Annotated in this window: 19 protein-coding genes; 9 read left to right on the top strand and 10 right to left on the bottom strand. The window is 38.3% G+C overall.

The window, feature by feature from the left end; genetic code table 11:
• The first annotated feature begins 271 nt into the window (after positions 1–271).
• The 5 genes from JHE06_RS01225 to JHE06_RS01205 all read left to right on the top strand — a co-directional run bounded on the left by JHE06_RS01225 (position 272) and on the right by JHE06_RS01205 (position 5,039).
• Entirely contained in the window at positions 272–1,345 is a 1,074-nt protein-coding gene (locus tag JHE06_RS01225) for a methionine ABC transporter ATP-binding protein (protein ID WP_201089088.1), read from the top strand.
• A 15-nt stretch (positions 1,346–1,360) separates the two neighbouring features.
• Positions 1,361–2,041, top strand: a complete 681-nt coding sequence (locus tag JHE06_RS01220; RefSeq protein ID WP_201089086.1) for a methionine ABC transporter permease — start codon at positions 1,361–1,363, stop codon at positions 2,039–2,041.
• 45 nt (positions 2,042–2,086) lie between these two features.
• Entirely contained in the window at positions 2,087–2,914 is an 828-nt protein-coding gene (locus JHE06_RS01215; protein ID WP_201089085.1) for a MetQ/NlpA family ABC transporter substrate-binding protein, read from the top strand.
• A gap of 43 nt (positions 2,915–2,957) precedes the next feature.
• A complete protein-coding gene (locus JHE06_RS01210; RefSeq protein ID WP_058919767.1) occupies positions 2,958–3,779 on the top strand; it encodes a MetQ/NlpA family ABC transporter substrate-binding protein in 822 nt (273 codons plus the stop codon).
• A gap of 63 nt (positions 3,780–3,842) precedes the next feature.
• On the top strand, positions 3,843–5,039 hold the full coding sequence (locus tag JHE06_RS01205) for an amidohydrolase (protein ID WP_058919766.1): 1,197 nt from the start codon (positions 3,843–3,845) through the stop codon (positions 5,037–5,039).
• Positions 5,040–5,149: 110 nt separating this feature from the next.
• On the opposite strand, the gene JHE06_RS01200 is transcribed toward JHE06_RS01205, so the two are convergent.
• A complete protein-coding gene (locus JHE06_RS01200; protein ID WP_156413291.1) occupies positions 5,150–5,515 on the bottom strand; it encodes a hypothetical protein in 366 nt (121 codons plus the stop codon).
• Positions 5,516–6,029: 514 nt separating this feature from the next.
• The gene (locus JHE06_RS01195) at positions 6,030–7,010 is read right to left on the bottom strand and encodes an aldo/keto reductase (RefSeq protein WP_058919764.1); all 981 of its coding nucleotides are present in this window, start codon (positions 7,008–7,010) and stop codon (positions 6,030–6,032) included.
• 1,265 nt (positions 7,011–8,275) lie between these two features.
• Between JHE06_RS01195 and JHE06_RS01190 the strand changes: the two genes are divergently transcribed.
• Both JHE06_RS01190 and JHE06_RS01185 read left to right on the top strand, forming a co-directional pair.
• Positions 8,276–9,358: an iron-containing alcohol dehydrogenase family protein gene (locus JHE06_RS01190; RefSeq protein WP_058919762.1), complete on the top strand. Its 1,083-nt coding sequence runs from the start codon at positions 8,276–8,278 to the stop codon at positions 9,356–9,358.
• Between the two features lie 142 nt (positions 9,359–9,500).
• Complete coding sequence (locus JHE06_RS01185) at positions 9,501–11,162, top strand: peptide ABC transporter substrate-binding protein (protein WP_201089083.1); 1,662 nt, start codon at positions 9,501–9,503, stop codon at positions 11,160–11,162.
• A 592-nt stretch (positions 11,163–11,754) separates the two neighbouring features.
• Here JHE06_RS01185 and JHE06_RS01180 read toward each other — a convergent pair.
• Positions 11,755–12,633 (bottom strand): LysR family transcriptional regulator, encoded by an 879-nt coding sequence (locus JHE06_RS01180; RefSeq protein WP_082664230.1) that lies wholly within the window; start codon positions 12,631–12,633, stop codon positions 11,755–11,757.
• A gap of 117 nt (positions 12,634–12,750) precedes the next feature.
• On the opposite strand from JHE06_RS01180, the gene JHE06_RS01175 reads away from it, so the two are divergent.
• A complete protein-coding gene (locus JHE06_RS01175) occupies positions 12,751–13,785 on the top strand; it encodes a YeiH family protein (RefSeq protein WP_058919760.1) in 1,035 nt (344 codons plus the stop codon).
• Positions 13,786–14,022: 237 nt separating this feature from the next.
• On the opposite strand, the gene JHE06_RS01170 is transcribed toward JHE06_RS01175, so the two are convergent.
• Both JHE06_RS01170 and JHE06_RS01165 read right to left on the bottom strand, forming a co-directional pair.
• Positions 14,023–15,201, bottom strand: a complete 1,179-nt coding sequence (locus JHE06_RS01170) for a NupC/NupG family nucleoside CNT transporter (protein ID WP_058919759.1) — start codon at positions 15,199–15,201, stop codon at positions 14,023–14,025.
• A complete protein-coding gene (locus JHE06_RS01165; protein WP_058919758.1) occupies positions 15,194–15,859 on the bottom strand; it encodes a deoxynucleoside kinase in 666 nt (221 codons plus the stop codon). Before JHE06_RS01165 ends, JHE06_RS01170 begins: the two co-directional genes overlap by 8 nt.
• Before the next feature lie 624 nt (positions 15,860–16,483).
• On the opposite strand from JHE06_RS01165, the gene JHE06_RS01160 reads away from it, so the two are divergent.
• Positions 16,484–19,018, top strand: coding sequence for a vitamin B12-dependent ribonucleotide reductase (locus JHE06_RS01160; protein WP_058919757.1), 2,535 nt, complete (start codon positions 16,484–16,486; stop codon positions 19,016–19,018).
• A 79-nt stretch (positions 19,019–19,097) separates the two neighbouring features.
• Here the strand turns inward: JHE06_RS01160 and JHE06_RS01155 are convergent, their stop codons facing one another.
• The 5 genes from JHE06_RS01155 to gnd all read right to left on the bottom strand — a co-directional run bounded on the left by JHE06_RS01155 (position 19,098) and on the right by gnd (position 25,219).
• Positions 19,098–19,877: a sulfite exporter TauE/SafE family protein gene (locus JHE06_RS01155; protein WP_231726729.1), complete on the bottom strand. Its 780-nt coding sequence runs from the start codon at positions 19,875–19,877 to the stop codon at positions 19,098–19,100.
• 153 nt (positions 19,878–20,030) lie between these two features.
• On the bottom strand, positions 20,031–20,474 hold the full coding sequence (locus JHE06_RS01150) for a PTS sugar transporter subunit IIA (protein ID WP_058919755.1): 444 nt from the start codon (positions 20,472–20,474) through the stop codon (positions 20,031–20,033).
• A 19-nt stretch (positions 20,475–20,493) separates the two neighbouring features.
• Positions 20,494–22,599, bottom strand: coding sequence for a BglG family transcription antiterminator (locus JHE06_RS01145; protein WP_058919754.1), 2,106 nt, complete (start codon positions 22,597–22,599; stop codon positions 20,494–20,496).
• Between the two features lie 50 nt (positions 22,600–22,649).
• Positions 22,650–24,125, bottom strand: a complete 1,476-nt coding sequence (locus JHE06_RS01140; RefSeq protein ID WP_058919753.1) for a PTS mannitol transporter subunit IICB — start codon at positions 24,123–24,125, stop codon at positions 22,650–22,652.
• Positions 24,126–24,322: 197 nt separating this feature from the next.
• Positions 24,323–25,219 carry a phosphogluconate dehydrogenase (NAD(+)-dependent, decarboxylating) gene (gene gnd / locus JHE06_RS01135; protein ID WP_058919752.1) on the bottom strand — a complete coding sequence of 299 codons (897 nt, stop codon included), beginning with the start codon at positions 25,217–25,219 and terminating at the stop codon, positions 24,323–24,325.
• Positions 25,220–25,294: the final 75 nt, after the last annotated feature.

Here is a 25,294-nt window from a genome sequence, read left to right as displayed (position 1 = left end):
AACAGGTTTGCAAAAGTAGAACGAAAATGGCCTCCGAGCGGGATACCAAGTGTCAGATAAGACCAGACATCAGGCTATCATGGGTGCACCCATTAACGTGCTCGAGTATCAGAACAATCTGTTCTTGTACTTTATAAGGAGTTATTTGCGAAAATAACTTAAACAAAGGTGGTAACACGAATGTTCAAGCGTTCGTCCTTTAATCTATTGCAAAGTAGATTATTGGATGAGCGCTTTTTTATTTCTACAACAACTATTAGGAGGCTATAAAATGATTTCATTAAAAAATGTCAGCGTCACATTTAACAGCAAAGAACAAGATATCCATGCAGTGAACGACGTTACCCTCACCATCCCAAAAGGTGAAGTATTCGGTATCGTGGGCTACAGCGGTGCTGGAAAAAGCACCTTGGTAAGAACGATCAATTTACTACAACGCCCCACAGCAGGTTCAGTTATCGTAGCCGATCAAAATCTGGTCCAGTTAAAATCAAAAGAATTACGGGCTGCACGCAAAAAAATCGGCATGATTTTTCAGCACTTTAACTTGATGGCTTCACGGACCATTGCAGAAAACGTCGCTTATCCATTAAGGAAATCAGGATTGACCAAACCTGAGATCAAAGCACGTGTCGCTGAATTACTGGACTTGGTCGGTTTATCCGATAAAAGCAGTGCTTACCCTTCTCAACTTTCCGGCGGTCAAAAGCAGCGTGTTGCGATTGCTCGTTCACTGGCCAACGACCCTGAAGTTTTGTTATGTGATGAAGCTACCAGCGCATTAGATCCTAAAACGACCCTTTCTATTTTAGAATTGTTAAAAGAATTAAACCAAAAACTTGCTTTAACCATTGTCATTATCACCCATGAAATGCAAGTTGTAAAAGAGATTTGTCATCGAGTCGCAGTCATGGAAAATGGACATGTCGTTGAAGCTGGCGACATTGTTTCCATCTTCACTGAACCAACAGAACAACTTACTAAAGAATTTATCAGTACCGCTACTCACACGGATCGTGCATTAGTAAATCTGCTTAAACACCCGACCTTATTGAACTTGCAATCGGATGATGTCTTAGCCAATATTTCCTATGTCGGTGCAAGTACCAGTGAACCGTTGATTGCGGCTTTATCGACTCGCTTTGGAGTGACCACCAATATTTTGTTTGGAAATGTTGAATTTTTACAAGAAACGCCTGTCGGAAATTTAATCGTTGTCTTTTCTGGAGAAGCCAGCCAGCGCAGCAAAGCTATTGCTTATCTGCAATCAAATCAGGTAAAAGTCAACTTGATCAATCACCAGCAAAAAGTCATTCAATTTAAAAAAGAAACCAAAGCTATTTAATAAGGAGGAAAAATTATGACGAATTTCTTAACAACTTACTTTGAAAATGTTATTCCTTTAAAAGATGAAATCATTGCCAGCACTCTTCAAACGCTTTACATGGTGGGCGTGACTGGCCTGATCGCAGGTGTTTTAGGCATCATTTTAGGTGTGATTCTTGTGGTTACGGATAACAACGGTATCCTGGAAAATACTCCGCTTTACAATATTTTGGATAAATTTGTCAATGTCTTCCGCTCGCTGCCCTTTATTATCTTGTTGGCCTTGGTCGTTCCATTAACACGGTTTCTGGTCCACACTTCTATTGGAACAACTGCCGCTATCGTGCCGTTAGTGATTGGAACAGTGCCTTTCTATGCCCGACAAATTCAAATCGCTTTATTAGAAGTTGACTCCGGCGTCATTGAAGCTGCTCAATCAATGGGCTCTAGTCCGTTAGAAATCATTTTCCGAGTTTATTTAAAAGAAGGCTTGACCGCTATTATTCGCGTTTCTTCTTTGACCATTATCAATTTAATCGGATTGACGGCTATGGCGGGCGCGATTGGCGGCGGCGGATTAGGGAACTTAGCTATTGCACGCGGTTATAACCGATACCAAAATGACGTTACTTTAGTCGCTACGTTAATCATTTTGCTGATTGTTTTCATCAGCCAATTTATTGGAAACCAATTGGTTAAAAGAACCACACATTGATTCGGTTTACAAAAACTAAAAAACAGAAAAAAGGGGAAATCAAAAATGAAAAAACTTAAAAAATTAGCTATTGGAACTATTTTGACAGCAGGAGTTCTGTTGACTGCTGCTTGCGGCAACGGCAATGAAGCCACCGGAGAAGAAACGACTACCGTTAAATTAGGAGTGGTAGGCGAAGTGAATGAACCTTGGGAATATGTCAAAGAACAACTTGCAGCAGATGGCATCAATCTTGAATTGGTCAAATTTTCTGACTACGCTACTCCAAACACTGCTCTGGCAGAAGGCGAATTAGATTTAAATTCTTTCCAAACCAAAATTTTCATGGAAGCTTTTAATGAAGATCACGGCGAAGATTTGACACCCATCGGCGATACGGTTATTGCCCCATTGGGAATTTATTCATCAGATTTAAAAGATATTAGTGAAATCAAAGAAAATGACACTATCGCCATTCCAAATGACGTTTCTAACGAAGGACGTGCTTTATTGTTATTGCAAACAGCAGGTTTGATTGAAGTGGACCCAGCTAAAGGCCAGGTCCCCGTTGTTGAAGACGTGACTTCTAATCCATTGAACCTGACCCTCCAACCGTTAGATTCTTCGCAAACAGCTCGGGCGTTAGAAGATGTTGCGGCTTCAGTGATCAATAGCGGCATGGCCGTCGATGCTGGATTTATCCCAACTGAAGATGCTATTTTCCTTGAACCGGTAACAGAATCTTCTGATCCATATGTGAATGCTATCGTTGTTCGCGGAGAAGACAAAGACAATGAGTTATACAATAAAATTGTTGCGGCTTATCAAACAGATGGTACGAAAGAAGTTATTGAAAAAACATCTAAAGGATCATCGATTCCTGTTTGGAAATAATCATTTACAGTTAAACTAACGCTAAAGGAGCTTGAATTCTACTATGAAAATCACTAAAAAATATTATTTATCTGCTTTACTTGTTTTATCCCTCTTCTTAGCAGCGTGCGGCCGTTCTGCTGCAGATGAAACACCTGTCGTTAAATTAGGTGTGGTCGGTGAAGAACAAGATGTATGGGAATTCGTTGCCGATAAGTTGGCAAAAGAAAACATCACACTAGAACTCGTTAAACTAACGGATTATACACAACCCAATACTGCTCTCGCCGAGGGTGAAATCGATTTGAATTCTTTTCAACATCAAATTTTTCTGGATACTTACAATGCTGAAAGCGGCAATGACTTAGTCACTATTGGGAAAACCTATATTGCTCCCTTAGGCCTTTATTCCAACGACTTAACTTCAATTGATGAAGTCAAAGAAAAAGATGTGGTCGCAATTCCTAATGATGTAACCAATGGCGGACGGGCACTACTGCTTCTGCAAACTGCTGGCTTACTGACCGTCGACCCTGCTGCCGGAACAACGCCAACTGTCAACGATATTACAGAAAATCCATTAGATTTAGAAATCAAAGAATTAGATGCTGCCCAAACCGCTCGTTCTCTGCCCGATGTTGCCATTTCTGTTATTAACAGCGGGATGGCCGTTGATGCTGGCTTTATCCCAACTGAAGATGCAGTTTTCTTAGAACCAGTAGATGAGAAATCTGATCCTTATATCAATATTATTGTCGCCAATTCTGAAGATGCAGAAAATGATATCTATCAAAAAGTTGTCAAAGCTTATCAAGCAGAAGACACCAAAGAAGTCATTGCAGAAACGTCCAAAGGTTCTTCTGTTCCTGCTTGGGATGAAAATTAATTCTATTTCCACTATTCATGACGTACTTGTTCCCCACTACTACAATTTGAAAGGATGATTTTCATGACCACTACATTGACCAGTTCGACCATTAAAGAAGAAGTCCAACAAGGAGCCGAAGACGTGATTGCCTTACGTCGCTACTTTCACCAACACCCTGAACCGAGTTTAAAAGAATATGAAACGATCAAACGCATCAAAGCAGAACTCGACAAGTTAGCGATTCCTTATGAAGCAGTTGGCGAAACGGGTGCTATTGGAACGATCGTCGGCGGAAAAGGTCCGGGAAAAACACTGTTGCTGCGAGCGGATATCGATGCATTAGAATTAGAAGATGCCAAAGATAAATCGTATAAATCCACGCAACCAGGATTGCATCATGCTTGCGGACATGACGGACATACCTCCGCTTTATTAGGCGCAGCCAAAATCTTGAAACAACACGAAGCTGATTTTTACGGAACAATCAAACTAGCTTTTCAACAAGCCGAAGAAATCGGAGCCGGTGCACGTCAATTTGTAGAGGGTGGTTTCGTTGAAGGAGTCGATCAAGTTTTTGGCCTTCATTTAGATTCGTCCGTTGAAACCGGCAAGATCGTAGCAACAGCTGGTCCGACCAACGCTTCTTGCGACATCTTTTCAATCACTGTTCGCGGTGAAAGCGGACATGCCGCTCGTCCTGATTTGGGACGCGACGCTTTACTGACGGCTGCAGCAATCACCGTCGAACTGCAAAGCATCGTCAGTCGTGAAGTTAGCCCATTAGATAACGTCGTTGTAGCTGTTGGTGTCTTAAAAGCTGGAACGCGGTATAACATCATCGCAAACGAAGCCACATTAGAAGGAACGGTTCGTACTTTTAGCCATGAAACACGCAAATTCGTTTTAGAAGCCGTGGAACGTATTGCACAGGATGTTGCAAAAGCACATCGTACAACGATTGAATTTAAAAACTACGATGCTGCTGCTCCGCTGATCAATCATCCAACCGCAACAAACCGTGCAGCTCGCATTGGTGCTGAAATAGTGGGTGAAGAAAATGTCATCAAAGACAACGAAAAAAGTTTAGGAGCCGATGATTTTGCTGACTTTTTAGCGGTTGCTGAAGGAGTCTACGCTCGTGTCGGCACGAAAAACCCTGAAGACCCAGACACATGGTTCGGCCACCATCACGAAAACTTCGATATTGACGAGCGTGGCTTAGCGGTTGCTACTGAATTACATGTCAAATATGCTTTGGGTTATCTAAACGACCTTTAATCCTATTTCAGAAATGACTCGAGAAAACCAAAAATAAACCGTCTCCCTCTCCACAAAGCAGAGGATTGGCGGTTTATTTTTATTTTTTTAAAATTAGATTTCCTTATTTTCTAACATTTGAACTGTTTCTTATTTATATTGCGTCTTCGAATAACTCCATAACTTACTCCTAAAACTGCGAGGATCAGGATGGTAAAAACTAATACCGCGTTTTTCTCTGTTGGGTATGGTGCAAGTGATTGTCCAACTAGCAGATTTGATAAGACTGAAGCTGGTATGAGTGTAATTAACAGAACATTCAACAGAGGACTAACCAAAATGGTAGTTGATTTAGACAACATTTTTCCAATACCATAAAGAATTGCACCAACGATTTGTATGATCATACCGCTTACGATTGCTTCGGAGGTCTGATGATCGTACCATGTGCTGAACGAAATGAGCAAACCTACGATCATAAATGCAGTCGACATCATTAACAATACCGTACTAGATAAAACAGCAGTACTTTTTTTCGACTTGTTTTCAATTTTTTCATTGCCTTCTTGAAAATCATCTCTCAGCAGATAATCTATCGAAGTATCAAAAAAACGGCTTATTTCTATGATGTTTTCTACGTCAGGTAAAGAAGCACCTCCTGTTTTCTATCTTAAGTTTACCATGATGCTTGGTTGCATCCCACCATCCATAGCTGGAAATCCCGCAACTGTTGGTTGCAAAAGTGTTTTCAGCTTCTGTTTCTCTGGCCATGTAAAAATCCGGTGTATATTCGGACTTTTCAAGAATAAACACAGTGAAAGAGGTTGGGACAAAAGTCCCAACCTCTTTTGCATATCCGAATATTTATTCTAGAACGTGTTCCAAAAAGCAGACCCGACGTCCACTTCACGAATAATGCTCGATGGTCTGTGACCATACTGCGCTTATTCGTTCCAGTGATTCGGGTCTAAACGCTTTTTGTCTCACTCCCCTTTTGAAATCCTATTTTTCTTAACTATACCCAACAATAGTATGTGGAGTATAAGGTTCTTCAAGGTAAGCTACTTCCTCATTAGATAATTTCACGCTTAAAGCAGTTACCGCATCTTCTAAATGAGCCATTTTAGTTGCTCCAATAACAGGAGCTGTAACAGCTTCTTTTTGCAGCAGCCACGCCAAAGCAATATGGACGCGTTCTACTTGTTTATGCGTTGCAAGTTCTGCTACTCTGTCTGCAATGACTTTGTCTACAGCTTCTGTGGAACCATATTTGGATTCAGCGATAAAATCGGTTTCGGATCTTTTAGTTACTTCAGTCCAATCCCTTGTCAGCCGACCTGATGCAAGTGGGCTATAAGGCGTTACTGCGATTTTTTGGTCTTCGCAGAAAGGCAGCATTTCTCTTTCTTCTTCTCGATACATCAAATTATAATGATTTTGCATTGAGACAAAAGGTGTCCAACCGTTCTGTTTGGCAACATTATTAGCTTTTTGAAATTGCCAAGCAGCCATCGAAGAAGCACCAATATATCTTGCTTTACCCGATTTAACGACATCGTGTAAAGCTTCCATAGTTTCTTCAATAGGTGTGTCGTAATCCCAACGGTGGATGATGTATAAATCTACATAATCCATATCCAAACGGTTTAAACTATTGTCTATTTCAGACATGATCGCTTTTCTTGATAAGCCTGATCCATTCGGTCTGTCGTTCATTTTCCCATGGACTTTCGTGGCAATGACCACATCTTCCCGGTTAGCATATTTTTTTATAGCTTTCCCAAGAATTTCTTCGCTTTTTCCTAAAGAATAAACGTTAGCGGTATCAAAAAAGTTAATGCCTAATTCAATGGCTTTTTTAATAATCTGAAGGCTTTCTTCTTCTTTTAAAGCCCACTTATGCAGCCATGTATCAGGGTCGCCAAAACTCATGCACCCAAGACAAATCGGTGAAACATCCATTCCAGTATTTCCAAATTTTATATAGTCCATTTATTTCCCTCCTAATTTTGATAAAACGAAAATTATTTTATTCTTCCATTGCCTTTTACAATCCCACTTAATGTTAACTCTAACGATCCTTAGAAAACCAGCTAAACAACTTTCGATTTGAATAATGAATGCTGCAATAGCTACCGCTAATTAAAACAACGCTTTCATTAGCCCGTAGTGTTCTTGTTAATTTCACTTAAATACCTTTTTGGGAGAAATCTTTTCAATTTTTTTATCAAGACCCGTTCCTACCATAAAAATAGATACTGGTATTAGCCATAGGGGAATAGGGAAAAAACCTTTGAAACTGAGGTTGCTTATAAAGTGAATAACTAAAGTAATTATGACTAATTCAATATAGCTTTTCAACATGTTGATTGCTGTTCCTTTAATCTTCATAATAGACACCGTCCCTTTTTTCGCTTCACTACAAGTATAGTTTAACTGATTAAAATAACATAACAATCGAACCCGTTGATTAAACGATAAGTTACAGTTGAATTGCATAAATAAGAATTAAAGCATTAGATATTAGAAACTTCCTAATAGAGTACGATAAAATTGCTATATCGGATTTTTAGAATAATCAGTCTTTTTTCAGTTTGTTTTTTTCCCATATCCTAATAACATTTACAATAATAATTGCCGGAATAAAATACAGGAATAAAGAAGGATAAGGAACTTTCATTAACATCAGACCTACTCCGAAGATTATTGCGATAATCAGTGATGCGTTAGTTAGCTTCATAGTTAAACTCCTTTTTTGTTTGTCATTCCATTATGCCTAAAATAATTTAGAATTAATAGGATATGTTGGTTTACAGTGTTTAATTCAAGCCGCTTCATTAACTTAAGATTACAATACGATGATAAAAAGGGTTGAGTTTTTAACCATAAAGCGTTATGCTATCATTATTAACTTATGAGAGGAAAGATCCCATGACATATTTACTCAACCAAACAGCTATTATTATTAGAACCAGGATTTAAGCACTGTAGGTTTTTTACAGTAGTTTAAGTCCTATTCACGCTTGTTTGGTTGAATGGGATTTAGATCACCCATTCATTTATTGAATAGGTGGTCTTTTTATTTTCTCGAAAGGATGTGGTGATATGGAAAGTGACATTAGTTTTATTAAATATTTAATGAAACTGAACTGTAGATACAAATTTCACCAGCACAAATTGGAACTATTCTTATGAATTTCCTACTGCAGTCTCTTTAGCAAGATAATCTCTTAAATAACAGAAAGAAGGTATTTATTATGCGTTTAAGTCAAGTTGTTCGTCCAGGTCCCGGTCAGTTTTTGTGTGAACCAGGAGCACTAAACTATTTAGATGAAAAGTTATCCTCTTTTGCCACTCCCGTTATCATCACTGGCGAGTTGTCATATAAAGCTTTCCAAAAATATTATAAAGGTTCTTTAGAATTACCTGTTTATCAGTATGATGGCACTGCTTCCCATGAAGATATGGCTCGCCTCTCCAAACTTATAGAAGGTACCGATTGTATAGTCGGAATCGGCGGTGGACGTGCTTTGGATACTGCAAAAGGAACAGCGGATTTATTACAAGTTGAGTATGTCACCATTCCTACTGTATTAGGAACCTGTGCTGCCTATACTCCACTTTCCGCCGTTTATCATCCTGATCACTCATTTAAAGTCGTTGATTATTACGAAAAAGCTGCTCTGTTGTGTTTAATGGATTTAGATTTATTGGTAGAATCTCCTAAAAAATATTTTATGGGCGGCATCGGAGATACGTTGGCTAAATGGTATGAAGCAGAAGGCATCACTCGACATGTAGCTACTGAATTGCCTGCTATGGTACAAGTCGGATTGAAAACTGCAAAAGTTACTCAAGAGCTGCTTCTAAAAGACAGCAAAGAAGCATTAGAAAGTTTGGAACGCGGTGAATTAACACCTGCATTCCAGCGCGTTGCAGAAGCAGTTGTGGCGATTGCTGGAACAGTTGGCGGATTTGCCGGTGAATATGGTCGAATGGCTGGAGCACATGCCATTCATAACGGAATGTCGCTCGTTCACGAAACCCATGCTTTTGAACATGGTGTAAAAGTAGCTTATGGGGTTCTTGTTCAGCTTTGGGCTTCCGGTGACCAAGCAGAAGTCCGAAAATTACTGCCTTTCTTTGTGGAAAACCAATTCCCTCATCGTTTTTCTGATTTTGGCGTAACTGAAGAAGTATTGAAAAAAGCTGAAAAAGTAGCTGCATTCGCTGCATCTGATGCTGAAACCTTTAATTTGGCGGTACCGGGAGTTACAAAAGAAGATGTGTTACAGGCAATGAAAGCTGTGGAATCTTTGACTCAATCGGTTGCAATCTAACCGGATAGACAATTCTTTGTACTAATGAGTCCTCAAACTAGTTGTTTAAGGATCCTTTCCCATCTCACAATCTATTGTTTGATGGGAGAATTTCATGACAAACACAGCTGTATTAAACTAAGTAGATAAAGGAGTAATAATAATGAAATTGTCTTACAAATTAGCGGCTTCAATTGGGGCTGCACTTTTATTAACAGCATGTAGCGGAAATGGAGACTCTTCAAGTTCAACGAGTACTGAATCCGCAAGCAGCACAAGCGTAAATCCCGAGGGGCAGGTTGTTCATTATACTGCACCCACAGAATTAGCTACCATGGATACTACTTTAATTACCGATAACAATAGTGCAAACTATTTAGGCCATGTTATCGAAGGGTTATTGAGGATCGACGAAGAGGGAGACCCCGTACCGGCAATTGCAGCTGAAGAAGGAGTTATCTCGGAAGACGGACTGACTTATACATATAAACTTCGTGAAGATGCTGTATGGTCTAATGGGGATCCTGTTACTGCCCATGATTTCGTGTATGGCATACAAAAATTAGTAAATCCTGACACTGGTGCATCGTATAGTTATTTAGCTGAAACCATTATAAATGCCAACGAAATTATGTCTGGAGAAAAAGATGCAAATGAGTTGGGAGTTACTGCTGATGGCGACTATGAAATTACTTTTAACTTAACGCAACCAACGCCTTATTTTGAATTCTTGTTATCCTTCACGGCTTTCTTTCCCCAAAATCAAGCCTTTGTTGAAGAACAAGGAGAACAATACGGCTCATCTAGTGATGCAATCATCGCTAATGGTCCATTTGTATTGGAAAATTGGGATGGAACTGGATTAACTTGGGACTTAGTAAAGAACGAGGATTACTATGCAGCTGATGACGTTGCTTTAGACACTATCAATGTTCAAGTCATAAAAGAAACAAGTACCGCTGTTAACTTATTTGAAGGTGGCCAAGTTGATAATGCTCATCTAACTGGAGAAATGGTAAAACAGTATACTGGTGATGAAAATGTTGTCGTTCAAAAGAAAGCTCGAACAGCCTATTTGGAATTTAACTGGGATAATGAATACCTGAAAAATGCTAAATTAAGAGAAGCATTAGGTCTAGTTATCAACGCAAATGATTTAGTAAACACCGTTTTAGGTGACGGTTCTACTGAAATCGGCGGATTTTTACCAGCTGACTTTGTAACTAATCCAGCTACCGGTACTGATTTCGCTGAAGAAGCAGGAACGTTCCTATCTTACGACATCCAACGTGCTCAAGAGCTATGGGAAGAAGCAAAAACTGAACTAGGCGTTGATACCCTTACGTTATCTCTAGTTGGTGATGATGATGAGAAAAACAAAAAAATCAGCCAATATGTTCAAGGTCAAGTTCAAAACAACTTACCAGGTATCACCCTTGATTTGCGTAACGTTCCTAAGAAAAACCGTCTTGCTCTAGCTGATTCTCGCGACTTCGATATTCTTCAAACTGGTTGGGGAGCTGACTTCGCTGATGCCATCAACTTCATGGACCTTCTATACAGCGGTTCTTCATACAACGAAGGCGGCTACACAAATACCGATTTTGACGCTCTTATTGATTTAGCAAAAACAACGAATGCCAATGATGACGAAAAACGTTGGAACGATCTTCAACAAGCACATAAAGTCTTGACCGATGACTTTGCCTTCATTCCATTGTATCAAGAAGCAGAAACACAACTTCGTAATCCTGCTGTTAAGGGAATCATTCTCCACCCCGTTGGTGTAGAGTTTGACTTAAGTCGCGCAAGTGTTGAAGATTAAGCCTGGATAGGATAAATTAATTGAAACAGGTCCTCTAACGCTACAGCAAAAGCGTTAGAGGACCTGTTTGGTTACAACATATGATTTTACATAAACTAATTTTTTCGTAAGCTGACAAAAAAAATGGAATTGTCATTTTGCATTTATTTGGCAGTTTTTCAAGAAGATAACTTAATTTTAAATAATGAACCCGCCAGAATATTTCATCAGAACAAGTATTTTTTAAGCAAGGCTACTTGTTCTGATGAAAGAAAATAGAGGTAGAAAATAAGAGAGCCTTCACTTTTGCTAACTATAGAAAATAACTTCTAACCAACAGACGTCTCCAAGCTTGTGGCTTATCTCAATGCACTTCTCCAAAAAAATTCATGTGTTTTATTTTCCTATAGAAATAAGGTACTATTACAGAATATAATATGAGTTGAGTTTTTCATTTTAAAATGCAACGTTCAACTTATCCGTATGAACTAATTAATCTAAGGATTAAAACAAAAGCAGCAGCCAATTAAATTAGCTGCTGCTTTTGTTTATAGATATATGAGTTTAAGCCATTTCATGTGTTTATGAAATAACAGTTGATTTTTATCTGAGTTTACTTTATAAAATTCATAAAATTTTTTGCTGCTTTCATTCCTTTTAAATTTGTTTCCTTTAAATAAATTAAATGAAAAGGGTGTTCAATAGTAAAATCCTTTAATTTAATTTCTTTTAACTTGTTATTTTTAAGTTCTTCTTCAACCGCTCTACGATATAAAAAAGTGATTCCGAGATTCTTTTCCACTAACTTCTTGATGGAACCAATACTTCCAATCGTCATGGTTTTTATAAAACTATCTAAATGAATCCCTTGATTTTTTAAAGCTGTCTCTAAAATTAGACGTGAGCCTGATCCTTGTTCTCGTGTCAACAATTGATATGAAAATAAATCAGTAATGTTCTGTTCTTTTTTCCATAAAAAGCTTTTTTCTGAACATACTGCAATAAACGGTTCTGTAGAAATTTTATGAAACCCAAAAAAGTGCTGGTTAAATTCTCCTTCCACAAAAGCGAAATCAATTTTTCCATGTTTCAACAAATCAACCAATGATTTTGTATTATCTGCAACCATAGAAAGCTCGTGCGTAGGATAAGTCTGCATATAAGATTCAATAAGATCTGGCATCATATATTCGCCGATCGTTAGTGTCGCTCCAAATGTAAAGAAAGGTCTTTCTTCTTTTGGATTTAATTGTTCTTGAATTTGCTGTATTTCTTTTTGCAGCAAGAAAAGGTCTTTTTGCAATTGCTTTCCTTTTTCAGTTATCGTCAACTGTCTGCCTTCATAATGAACCAACTCAACTTCCAATTGATTCTGCAAGTATTGAATGTGCTGCGTAACAGCCGGCTGAGTAATATGCAACTTTTTTGCTGTTCGAGTGTAATTCATTTCTTCCACAAGTGTAAGAAATGTTTGATAGCGATAGTCCAACATGGCTTTCCCTCATTTATAAATCTAATTTATAAATGTATAATAAATGATTATTTTAACTTATGCAAATTAAAGCGTAAACTTTCCCTTATAAAAGAGTTTATACAAAGGAGAGACAAGATGCTAACTCAACTAAAGAAAAAATCAAAACTTATTCTGCCTGGTTTATTTATCAGTATAATTGTTTCTATATTTAGTCAATACCTAGCTGTTTTTCTGCCTACTATGGGTTCGGCATTAATTGCTATTTTTATAGGAATTTTACTAGGAAATACACTATTAAATAAACCTTCTTTAAACAGCGGTACCAAATTCTCTGAAAAGACATTGTTAGAACTGTCCATTGTTTTAAATGGATTGATTCTTAATTTCCAAATCATCAAACAAGTTGGCTCTATCGGTTTTATTTTCATTCTTCTTCAAATGATTGCTACTATTTTTATAACTTATTGGATTGGCCGTGCTATGAAATTTAACAAGAAATTTTCATTATTAATGGGGGCCGGTAACGCCGTTTGCGGTTCTTCTGCAATCGGTACAGTTTCTCCTGTCATTAAAGCAAACGATAAAGACAAAGGCATGTCCATTACGGCTGTCAACATTGTAGGAACATTCTTGATGATTTTATTGCCGCTTATTTCTTCTGTTCTTTACCATAACGAAGCTGTTCAAACCTCAGCTCTAATCGGCGGAACAGTCCAATCAATCGGTCAAGTTATCGCATCTGCTAAATTAGTCAGCGGAGAAGTAACTAATTTAGCCATTGTATTCAAATTGATGAGAGTTCTTCTTATTGTAGCTGTTGCACTTATATACGGTAAATTAAATGTAAATGAAGAAGAGCCGTTGTTTTCTAAAACAACTGTTGTCTCGGCTGCTGATAAAAATCCGGAAAAATCAATTGGCATTCCTTGGTTTATTATTGGTTTCTTTCTTTTATTTATCCTTAGAAGTTTTACTCAGCTGCCTCAATCAGCCCTTCACGGTGCAGAAACCATCAGCAATCAATTTGAGATTGCTGCTTTAGCTGCAATTGGCTTACGTGTAAATTTTTCGGATATTATTAAAGAAGGACCAAAAACTATGCTTTACGGGCTATTGATCGGCCTTTTCCAAGTCATCATTGCCGTTTTATTGATTATCTGGTTGTTTTAGTCTTTCTTCTACTGTTCACTGTATAAGTTCAATACAGCTTCCCACGCTTCATTGAGTGCTTTATTTTTAGCGATACACAGTATTTCTTCAAAAGGACCAGTTCTAGTAATTGAATAGTGTTTTAAAAAGAGCACTAACTGAATGTTTTTTTAATTAAAAATGAAAAAAATAAGACCTGCTGATTTGTTAGGATCAGCGGTCTTATTTTTACTTATAGCACTTAACAAAATGACTTTTTTATAAAAATAACCCTATAAACATTGCAGATAATATCGGAACAATAAAGCCGCCTAACATTCCTCGCAAAGCTAGTTTAGACAAATCATTTTTTCTAGTTGGAGCAAATACTGATAAACCTGTCACACAAATAGCTATACTAGAGAACGCTCCAAAGCTACCCACAGCAACGGATAACATCGCTATGGCTCTCTCAGATAAATCTGTCATCAAAGGCGCTAGATCTGCATAAGCTACGAATTCATTAATCGATAATTTTGTCCCTAAAAGCTGCCCGGCTATCATGGCCTCGGAACCAGCTAAGCCCATTAGCCAACCGATAGGCATAAAGATATAGCCTAAAGCCCCTGTAAAGCTAGTACCGACTAAACCTAACAAACTGTTTAACAGCGCTACAATAGAAATACCTGCAATCAAACTAGCACCGATACCTAAAACCATTTGCAACCCGTTGTTGATTCCCTCAGCCATAGCGGAAAAAACGGATGTGTTAGCGCCTTTGCGGTCTAATGTTACGTCTGATACTTTACTGATTTCTGTCTCTGGCGTTAAGATCTTAGCGACGAGCAATGACCCAAAAGGAACCAAAGCCGTTGTAATCAAAAGCCATTTCATAGGAATACCGAGCAAACTATACCCAACTAAGATAGAAGCGGACATGGATCCCATACCTGAAACCAAAACGGTCATCAATTCTGACTTCGTCATGTTAGGCAGATACTTAGCAACTAAGAAAGGTGCTTCTGTCTGGCCTAACAACATATTAGCTACAGCTACAAAAGACTCCGCTTTCTCGGTGCCTAATAATTTGCCTACAGCCCCTCCGATTACTTTAACTACCCAACCTACTATACCTAAATAGCCTAAAATACCTGTTAAGGCAGATAAGAAAATAATGACGCCTAGTACATCAATAAAGAAATACCCTTTTCCAAATAAATCCCCAAAAACAAAAGCAAGCCCCTCGTTAGCAAAACTAAACAACTTAGTTACAGCTCCTGCTAACTGTTCAATGATCCAGCTGCCCACAGGAACTTTAATTAAGAATAGCGACAAAACTAACTGCGCTCCCAAAGCAGTAGCTACGGTTCTTTTATTGATTGCTTTTTTATTATCTGATAAGAGATATAAAATCCCCAGCATGACTATAATGCCCAAAATTGTTACTAATTTATTCATTCATTCTATTCTCCATCTCTGCTAATTTATCTTTGACCATTGTTACAACAGCATAGGCATCCTCTGGGTTATTGACTACATCAATATCGTCAATGTTAATGATCAGCACATCAGAAGCATTGTAGTGTTTCGTAACCCAATGGTCATATCCTTCCCAAAGCGCTTTATAGTAATCAAGTAAACTTTGGTCTTGCTCAAAGTCTCTGCCTCTCAAACCGATACGGTAAAGAATCGTTTCAAAAGACCCTTGCAAATAGACCATTAGATCCGGGGACTTTTTAGGAAGTTCTTGTAATTCTTCCATCATATTATTGAGCAATTTCTCGTATATATTAAACTCGGTGTCTGAAATGCGCCCTAAATTTGCGTTTACTTTAGCAAAATACCAGTCTTCATAGATGGAACGATCTAAAACATTGTTTTTATTATGTAACGCCTCTTTAATACTTTTAAAACGACTATTTAAAAATTCCAGTTGCAATAAAAACGGATACCTTTTTAAGCTTTGTTCCTCCTCGCTTGCTGTATAAAACAAAGGCAAGATTTCGTTATCCTCTACATTTTCATAAAACACTTCACTATCTAAAGCTCCTCCTAAAAGATTAGCTACACTTGTTTTTCCCGCACCAATCATTCCGCCTATTACTAAAATCGCCATCTACCCCTCTCCTTGTTCTTGTTGATTTTATTTTATAACCTAAGTTTTTGCAGCTTTGATCGTTACTCACTAGGTGAATGAACTATCCAATCTTTTTCCTGTTTTATCTCCTATACGCTTAGCTCTAGTGATATACTACCTCCCGCATGCTTATCGTTTGCTCTTTTAATAGATATTCGCAATTATATATATTAATACATTAGCTATGATACACTGTTTTTTTGTTTTTTCAATAAAAAATCACACCATATGCCGAATAATTTAAAACAAGACACAATATGTTGTGTTTTAACGCATTGGATTAATTCTGCACAAATAGCAGGCCAACTGAAAAAAATACACTAAAGCCAAAAATAATACGATTACTGTGAGGTGAAGTTAACCAACAAGCAAAGGAGTGCTGACAATAAAAGCATTCAAACTCAATTAAAATTTCTTCAAGACCGGAATGATTGATGTCTCAACATTTCACAAATAAAACATAACTTCCTTAGAACTTCAATAGTGATTTAACACTATATATGGTGTACAATAAAAACAGAGCAACACTATATGGTATAAAAAGGTGATTAACCTTACTATACATACTTATTAAGAGCTTAACTAATACAAGGAGTGATTGATATGGTGATGAACGTAACTACCGATGCAACAGTAAATATAAAAAAATTGAATGAGGATATTCAGGCTTTTCCTCAAGTTCATCCGATTACAGCGGAAATGAAGCTGACCCATAAAGGCGTCTCGCGTCTTGTGATGTTGGATCGCTACGCTTTTAAAGATACATCTAAAGTGACTCTATCCGTGGGAGACTTGGTTATTTTAACGGTCAAACCGGATCCCAGCTATCCAACTCGCGGCACTGGCTTCGTGACTCACATCGACCATGAGCAGCATACCGCTCAAGTTTTGGTTGAAGAAGAATACCGCGGCGTTATTGAAGATTCGGCGGCACAAGAAACGGGTATCGTTACATGTAATTTAGACGCTATCGAAAAACCATTAGAAATCTATTACGAGCAAATCGCGAAACGCAATGCAACAGGATTGTCTGCAGTCGAAAAAACGGCTGAACAGCGTGAAGCGTCTTACCAACTCTTTTACAATGAATTAGTGCAGTTAAACTTTATTCCTGCTGGACGCGTTTTATACGGTGCTGGTTCGGATACTGAAGTAACCTATTTCAATTGTTACGTTATGCCTTTTGTTCCTGATTCACGCGGCGGAATTTCAGATCACCGTAAAAAAATTATGGAAATCATGAGTCGCGGCGGCGGAGTCGGCACGAATGGTTCTACCTTACGTCCGCGTAATGCATTGGTTCGCGGTGTGAATGGCAAGTCATCAGGGTCGGTTTCATGGTTAGATGACATTGCTCAATTAACTCATTTAGTTGAACAAGGCGGCAGCCGACGTGGTGCTCAAATGATCATGTTGACTGATTGGCATCCTGATATTATTGAATTCATTATTTCTAAAATGCAAAACCCGCGGATCCTCCGCTATTTGATTGAAAATACAGAAGATGCACAAATTAAAAAAATGGCTTCTGAAAAATTAAAATTCACGCCTTTCACGGAACGTGAAGCAGCGATGTACCAAAACATCTTAAATTACAAACACATCCCGGGTACTGGCGGATTTGACCAAGCTACCTTAAAAGAAGTTGAAGATAAAGTGAGAACCGGCGGAACATATGGAGTTCATCACCCCGATTTCTTGACTGGTGCCAATATTTCGATTTGTTTAACGGATGACTTTATGCAAGCTGTTGAAAATGATGAAGATTACGCTTTGCGTTTCCCAGCTGTTGAATCCTACAATGAAGCTGAAATGGCTTATTACGACGCTCATTGGACAGAAGTTGGCGATGTTCGCGAATGGGAAGCCAGTGGACATGCGGTTCGGACTTATCGAACCATTAAAGCTCGGGAACTCTGGAAACTGATCAATATTTGTGCAACTTATTCTGCTGAACCTGGTATTTTCTTTATCGATAATGCCAATAAAATGACGAATGCAGCTGCTTATGGACAAAAAGTGGTCGCAACAAACCCTTGTGGCGAACAACCCCTTGCTCCTTATTCCGTTTGTAACTTAGCTGCTATCAATTTAGCTGAAATGGTTAATAAAGATAGCGAAACGATCGACTTTGCTAAACTAAAACAAACTGTTAAAACCGGTGTGCGGATGCAAGATAACGTTATTGATGCTACACCTTACTTTTTAGAAGACAACGAAAAGCAAGCATTAGGCGAGCGCCGAGTGGGCCTTGGCATTATGGGATTAGCTGATTTGCTCATCTACGCTGGTAAAGAATACGGTTCTCCTGAGGGGAACGAGTTGGTCGATCAAGTATTTGAAGCTATTGCTGTCACCGCTTATGAAACATCCATTGAATTAGCTAAAGAAAAAGGCAGCTTTCCGTTCTTGATTGGTAAAACAGAGGAAGAAACAGCTCAATTGCGCAAAAACTTCATCAATACTGGATACATGAAGCAAATGCCAGAACACATCCGTCAAGATATTTTGACCTATGGTATTCGCAACTCTCACTTGCTGACGGTTGCTCCAACAGGTTCAACTGGTACGATGGTTGGAGTGTCAACTGGTTTGGAGCCTTACTTCTCTTTCAGTTATTTCAGAAGTGGACGTTTAGGCAAGTTTATTGAAGTCAAAGCGGCTATTGTTCAAGATTACTTAAGCCGTCATCCAGAAGCGGATCCAGACAACCTGCCGAGTCAATTTGTCTCAGCTATGAGTTTGGCACCTGAAGCACACGTCGACGTACAATGTGTTATCCAACGGTGGGTAGACAGTTCGATTTCTAAAACTGTCAATGCACCTCGCGGCTATAGTGTCGAACAAGTCCAAAGTATTTACGAACGTTTATACAAAGGCGGTGCTAAAGGCGGCACAGTTTATGTGGACGGCAGTCGCGACTCGCAAGTATTAACGTTAAAAGCTGAAGAAAACAACTGGGAAGAAGATGCTGTTCAAACTGAAAAAACAGTACACGTCGCTGCACCTACCCAAGAAGCTGTTTTTGGCAATGAAGTTGGCGATACTTGCCCAATCTGCCGGCAAGGAACGGTTGAAGATTTAGGCGGCTGCAACACTTGTACCAATTGCAACGCTCAATTAAAATGTGGTCTATAAGAGAACTGAAAAACCATCGCATTCATTAAACTGAATGCGATGGTTTTTTTCTTATTGTCATTTGATCAAAAGATACTGTTTAAGCTGGATTGATCAATAACATAATACCTAATAGGATAACAACGATAAAGACATAACGCTCAAATTTATAACTTGGGATCCGCCCATGGATAAAGGTTCCCAGCAAGATGGCTAAACCAATCGCCGGCAATGAAAAAACATATAAAACAAATAACTCTTTAGACCAAAATCCTCCCATAAACTGACCGATAATGATCAACGAACTCGAAACCAGAAAATGGGCTTGCAGCGTCCCTCTAAAAACTGCTGGTTTCCAATCGCGCATCGTACCATAAATAACAATGGGTACGCCGTTCATATTATAAGCACTCCCGAACATCCCAGCTGCAAAACCAAATGGCAATGACCAGGCAGGTTTATTTAACCATAAACGTGGTTTTGATTGAAGCAATTTCGGTTTGATCAACGAGTAGATGCCATAAACAATCAGAAAAATTCCTAACCCATAAGTGATCACTGCATTAGGTGCAAACTTGACCAACAGCAAACCAACAGGTATACCGAATAACGTAGAAATGGAAAGCCGGCCTAAGACTGGCCGGTCAACATCTTTCCATCCTGAAAAAACCGTTAATACAGCAACAGTAAATCCGCCTAAACCAATTAATGAAATGGATGTAGCCAAACTGATTGGCAGCAACGCCAGCAAAGGCATACTAATAATGGAATCTCCAAAACCAAAAACTGCCCGCATCAATGCACCGAGGAAAACAATTCCTACTACTAATAAAATAAGCGTGACACTCATTACAAAAATAACCCCTTTTCTATCCAACACCTTTAAACTACTTTTTAATGTTTTTTCTAACTGATTTCATCCTTCTATCTTAACAAATGTGCCGACCATTTGCATTAAAACCTATTGCTTTTATAGCCATAAAAAAAGGAACCTATCATAGTGATAGATTCCTTTTTGTTTTCTCATTAACTCTTATTCATTTGCCGTTTTCAATAATTCAATAACTTCTTCTGGTGTAGCGGCTTCAATCAATTTTTGTACATTTTCGATTTCTGAACAAAAGATAGCAATGGATGACAACAAATCTAAGTGCTCGTCGCCTTTTCCAGCGATTCCAAATAAAACAAAGACTTTGTTTTCATCGCTTGTTTCACTAAAATCAATTCCTTTTGGAAAAGTCGCTACCGAAATCGCTGTTTCATAAATGTCTTTTTTTGAAGCATCGGTACCATGAGGAATAGCGATAAAATTCCCCATATAAGTAGATACGGTCTGTTCTCTTTCCAGCATGCTTTCAACATATTCTGCATTTACTGCTCCGCTTTCAACCAATAAATTACCTACTAAACGAATAGCCTCTTCTTTAGTTTCGGCTGTTGCTCCTAATTCTATCAACTCTTTTGTTAATGTTGCCATTTCGTTCACTCCTCTATCTTTAATGAGACTTTCTTAACACATATGCTTTAAATTCTTTTTCCATCTTCTGTCGAACCGCTTCTTCCGTTCCCTTGTCGAATAAGGCCGTAGTGCTGTCATTTTCTATGATCATACTGCTGACCAAGCCTAACAAATCACGTTCAACTACATTTAATGGGTAAGGCGCAACCATTATCAATAACCGTTTCAAAATCATATCTTTCCTATCAATTCCTACGATCGGAACCTCTTTTTCTAATTGATAGATTCCAAAATAGCTGGAAGCAACATTCGCATTTCTTACATGGAAAAGGCCCATTTGAGACCCCGGTATTCCGACTGGAGCAATGTTTGCTCGTTCGATCAACTTTTGCTGCACGTCACCAGCTTCTGTTAAAATCCCAATTTCTTGAAGCCGACAACAAATCCATAATAGCGTTTCTTCTAAAGACTGGTTCCCATCAACTGACTCAACTGAAAAATAATTTAAAATGCCTAATGCTGTTTTCGATAAATGATGTATTTCCTTCAGCGTTTTTTCTGTAGGCAGTGCTTCATTGCTCTGTTCGTTTATTTCTTTTAGCGAATTGGTCAATGTGTAATGCTTCTTTTGATTGATGCATTCATCAATCAATCCTTTGATTTTCACTACTTCTTCGCTTAAAAGCATCGGCGTGATCAGATGATAGCGGACTGAAAATTGCGGCAAAAAAATGGTTGAAAAGATAAAATCAAAGTCTGTTAGTTTATGTTCATTGACTTCAGAAAGAGAAACCACGGTTATTTCTTTCAATTCAGAAAAGTTTTTGCGCAATCGGTTTTCTAATATCCTTGAGGTTCCGATTCCGCTGGAACAAATGACCATTGCTTTTAAGCCGTATACTTTTTTGGAATTTTCCCAGGAAGAAGCAAAATGAATGATCAGATAAATATAATCATTTTCTGAAAAATAATCATTTGGAAAAACACTTTTTAATCCTAGTACTACGCCTTTATATATTTCCGGATACCGTTCACGAATAGTTCCGTACAGACTGTCTTCTACTTGAAGAACCGGCGGAAATGTTCGATTCAGTAAAGATTCCATATGTGTCAATAGGCCTGAAAACAGCGTATAGTCTTTGTTAAAGTCCCACTGAACTTCTGTTGCAACTAAACGAATAAAGTGCTTAACTTGGTAAGTTAGTTCCACGTTGTAATCTGTCGAAAACAAATCTTGTTTTTGAAAAAAACGCACACCGTTTACAGCTTTTTTTAAAAAAGTTCGTTCTGATATTGAAAATTCCAACGCTGTTTCTTGAGAAATTTCTTTGATCACATAATCCGTTATGTCTTTAGTAAGATCAGAATTTTCTTTTTTTTCAAAGTGGATGTCTTTTAACTGATTATCTTCCGATAAACGCATGATCATCAAGGTTAAAATGACAATGAATTGCATCAACCCGCTATTTGATATATCTTCAAAAAAATGTTGCTTCATACGAAATGTGACCTGCACAGCTATTTTAAAGTCACGATACGTTAGAAAAGATAGAAAAGGCATTCTGGTTTTCTTTACTTTTTCAAAATACTCTTCATTATAATCCTTTTGAAAAAGATTAAGAAATTCATATTCATTCAATTTACTAGTGATGATACCGCTGACGATCAGTCGCAGCGATTCTTCATTACTTTTGATGGAAACAACTTTGCCTTTCCCTCGCTGCAAAGTCATTTGAAATTCTTCAACAATTTCTGCTATTTTAGTTAAATCATTATTAATCGTTCCTAGACTAACATTAAAGTCTTGTGCTAACCCTATTAATTTAACGTTATCTTTTGTCAACAGCAACTGGCAGATCAGGTAACTCTGCCGGTCTTTCGAATCAAAGATCAGGTCCGTGTTCAATAAGTCTTTTTTTAATCGGTTTAATTCTTCTCTTTCACCGCTTAAATAAAAGCCGGCACCTAACTTTTTAGTCAGTGTAACCTGATAAAGAGATAACGTATCTTCAGCTATGGCCAGTTCGCGATAAACGGTTCGGCTGCTCACTTCCAGTTCTCTAGCCAAAACTTCTAGCGAAATCCCTGTTTTATTCAGTAAAAGCAATTCTAAGAGCTGCTTTTCCCTAATTGAAAAATACATTTCTTACCCTCGTTCCTACTCTCTTTTTTCCTTGCTCTTTTATTATATCATCAAGAACGGAGTAAGCTTTCAATAACTTCATCGTATTTAGGGCTGCTTAAAAAATTATCGACGGTTTCATGTATTCCGCTTGGCGTCTTTTGCCGCGCTCTGGCATTTAATTCTATTTGTGTGATAATCAACGTTTCTTTTTCATCTTCCAAATCACTGATGGCCGAATTCGTAACCGGTATATCCAATCCGGCTTTTTTAGCTTTATTTCTTAAAATCGAAGCGCCCATAGCACTGGAACCCATTCCTGCATCACAAGCAAAAATAATTCGTTTAACGGTTGCTGAAGAAATATCTGCTTCAACGGTTGCAGTTTCAGTTGTTGCGCTAGCAGAAGCTTCAGAAACTGAATTCATGACTGTGCCTTTTGACTCAGCTTTCATACCTTGCATTTTAGTTACATTGCTTTCAAAATCTTCATTTTCAGAACGGTCTGCTTTTAAAATAAGCATCGCCACAACAAATGACGCTATAATCGACGCTAAAACACCGGCTAATATTTGCAAATATTCTCCTTTAGGCGTCATAGCAATGACGGAAAGAATAGAACCCGGAGACGCAGTAGCAACTAAACCTGTATCAAATAGTGTAAACGTTAAAGTTCCTGCTACTCCACCAGCCATGACTGCCAAAATCATTAAAGGTTTCATTAATACATACGGGAAGTACAATTCATGTATGCCGCCAATAAATTGGATGATCGCAGCACCAGGTGCAGAAGCTTTGGCTGTTCCTTTACCAAACAACATATACGCTAGTAAAACTCCAAATCCAGGACCAGGGTTTCCGGATAGAATAAACAATACTGACTTTCCTGTTTGAGCTGCCTGTTCAACGCCGAGCGGCCCTAAAATTCCGTGATTGATTGCATTATTTAAAAAAATAACTTTTCCAGGTTCAGTAAAAATATTAACTAATGGCAGTAAATTTGCATCGATCATAAATTCGATACCATTGCCTAAAAAAGCCATTATGATTGATACGATTGGCCCAATTCCTAAAAACCCTATGATTGCTAGTACAAATCCAATAATCCCACTAGAAAAGTTATTGACCAACATTTCAAATCCAGCTTTTATTTTAGGTTGAAAAATAGCGTCAAACTTTTTAATAGCCCAACCGCCGAATGGCCCCATAATCATTGCGCCAATAAACATCGGCACATCGGTTCCAACAATAACACCGATCGAAGCAACTGCTCCTACTACGCCTCCGCGATGTCCTGAAATCATCTTTCCGCCGGAATACCCTATTAACAACGGCAGCAGATAAGTAATCATCGGCGTCACTAACTGAGCAAGCGTCTCACTTGGAAAATACCCGTTTGGAATGAACAATGCAGTGACTATTCCCCAAGCTATAAAGGCACCTATATTCGGAATAACCATATTGCTTAAAAATGTACCCACTTTTTGGGCGCCGACTTTGATGGTCGTTTTATCTTTTATTCTTTCTTTGCTCGTTACAGCTTCCATTTTGTTTTCCTCCCAAAATTCGTTTATTTCTTTGATAGTATTATCTTACAAGCGTTTGTTTCCGCTTTCAATGGTTAGTGAATACAAACTTGTCAAAAGAAAATTGACAAGTTTTAAAAAAACTTATTCTATGTGCTTTTAAAACCAAAAAGAGTCATTATTTCAAAAAGCGAAATAGCGACTCTTTTTGGTTTAGTTTACTTCTTCGTGACCTCATGGCCGCCAAACTCATTTCTAAGAGCTGCAACTACTTTTCCCGTAAACGTATCTTCTTCTAATGATCGGTACCGCATCATTAGAGAGAGTGCAATCACAGGCGTCGGAACTTTTGCTTCCAAGGCCGCTTCTACCGTCCATTTACCTTCACCAGAAGATTGCATAATGCCTTTTATTTCATCAAGATGAGCGTCTTTTTGAAACGCATTTTCGGCCAATTCCATTAACCAGCTTCTAATAACCGATCCATTATTCCAAACTTTTGCCACATCGGCCAAATCATACTCGAATTCACTTTTCTCAACGACTTCAAATCCCTCTGCCATCGCTTGCATCATGCCGTATTCAATCCCATTGTGTACCATTTTCAAGTAATGTCCGCTGCCGGATTTCCCAGTATACAAATACCCGTCTTCCACACAAATGCCTTTTAAAACTGGTTCAATTACCGCAAATGCTTCTGGGTTGCCGCCAACCATTAAACAAGCACCTGCATTCGCTCCGCTCGTGCCGCCTGATGTGCCCATATCTAAGAAATGGATGCCTTTTTCTGCGGATACTTCAGCATGCCGGATAGAATCTTTGTAGTGTGAATTTCCTCCGTCGATGATGATATCATTCGGTTCTAGTAACTCATTGACTTCGCTTAGTACATTTTCTAATGGTTTTCCTGCTGGCACCATGATCCAAATAATTTTAGTTTGTTTGAACCCCGTAACCAGTTCTTTTAAATCCCCCGCGGTTTTGATTCCGTTTTCATCTGCTTGTTTTCTAACCTCTTCTACGCTGTCGTATCCCACAACCTGATGCCCATTTTTTTGTAAGTTTAAAGCTAAGTTGTAACCCATTTTTCCTAATCCGATTAATCCAATATCCAATTTAACCACTCCTTATATATTTATGGTCTCAGTATATGGAATATTTTTTCTTTTTGCAACAACAATAAAAAAATA

Source organism: Carnobacterium sp. CS13, from assembly GCF_016653495.1.
Lineage (GTDB): Bacteria > Bacillota > Bacilli > Lactobacillales > Carnobacteriaceae > Carnobacterium_A > Carnobacterium_A antarcticum.
This window is presented reverse-complemented; position numbering and strand designations above follow the sequence as displayed.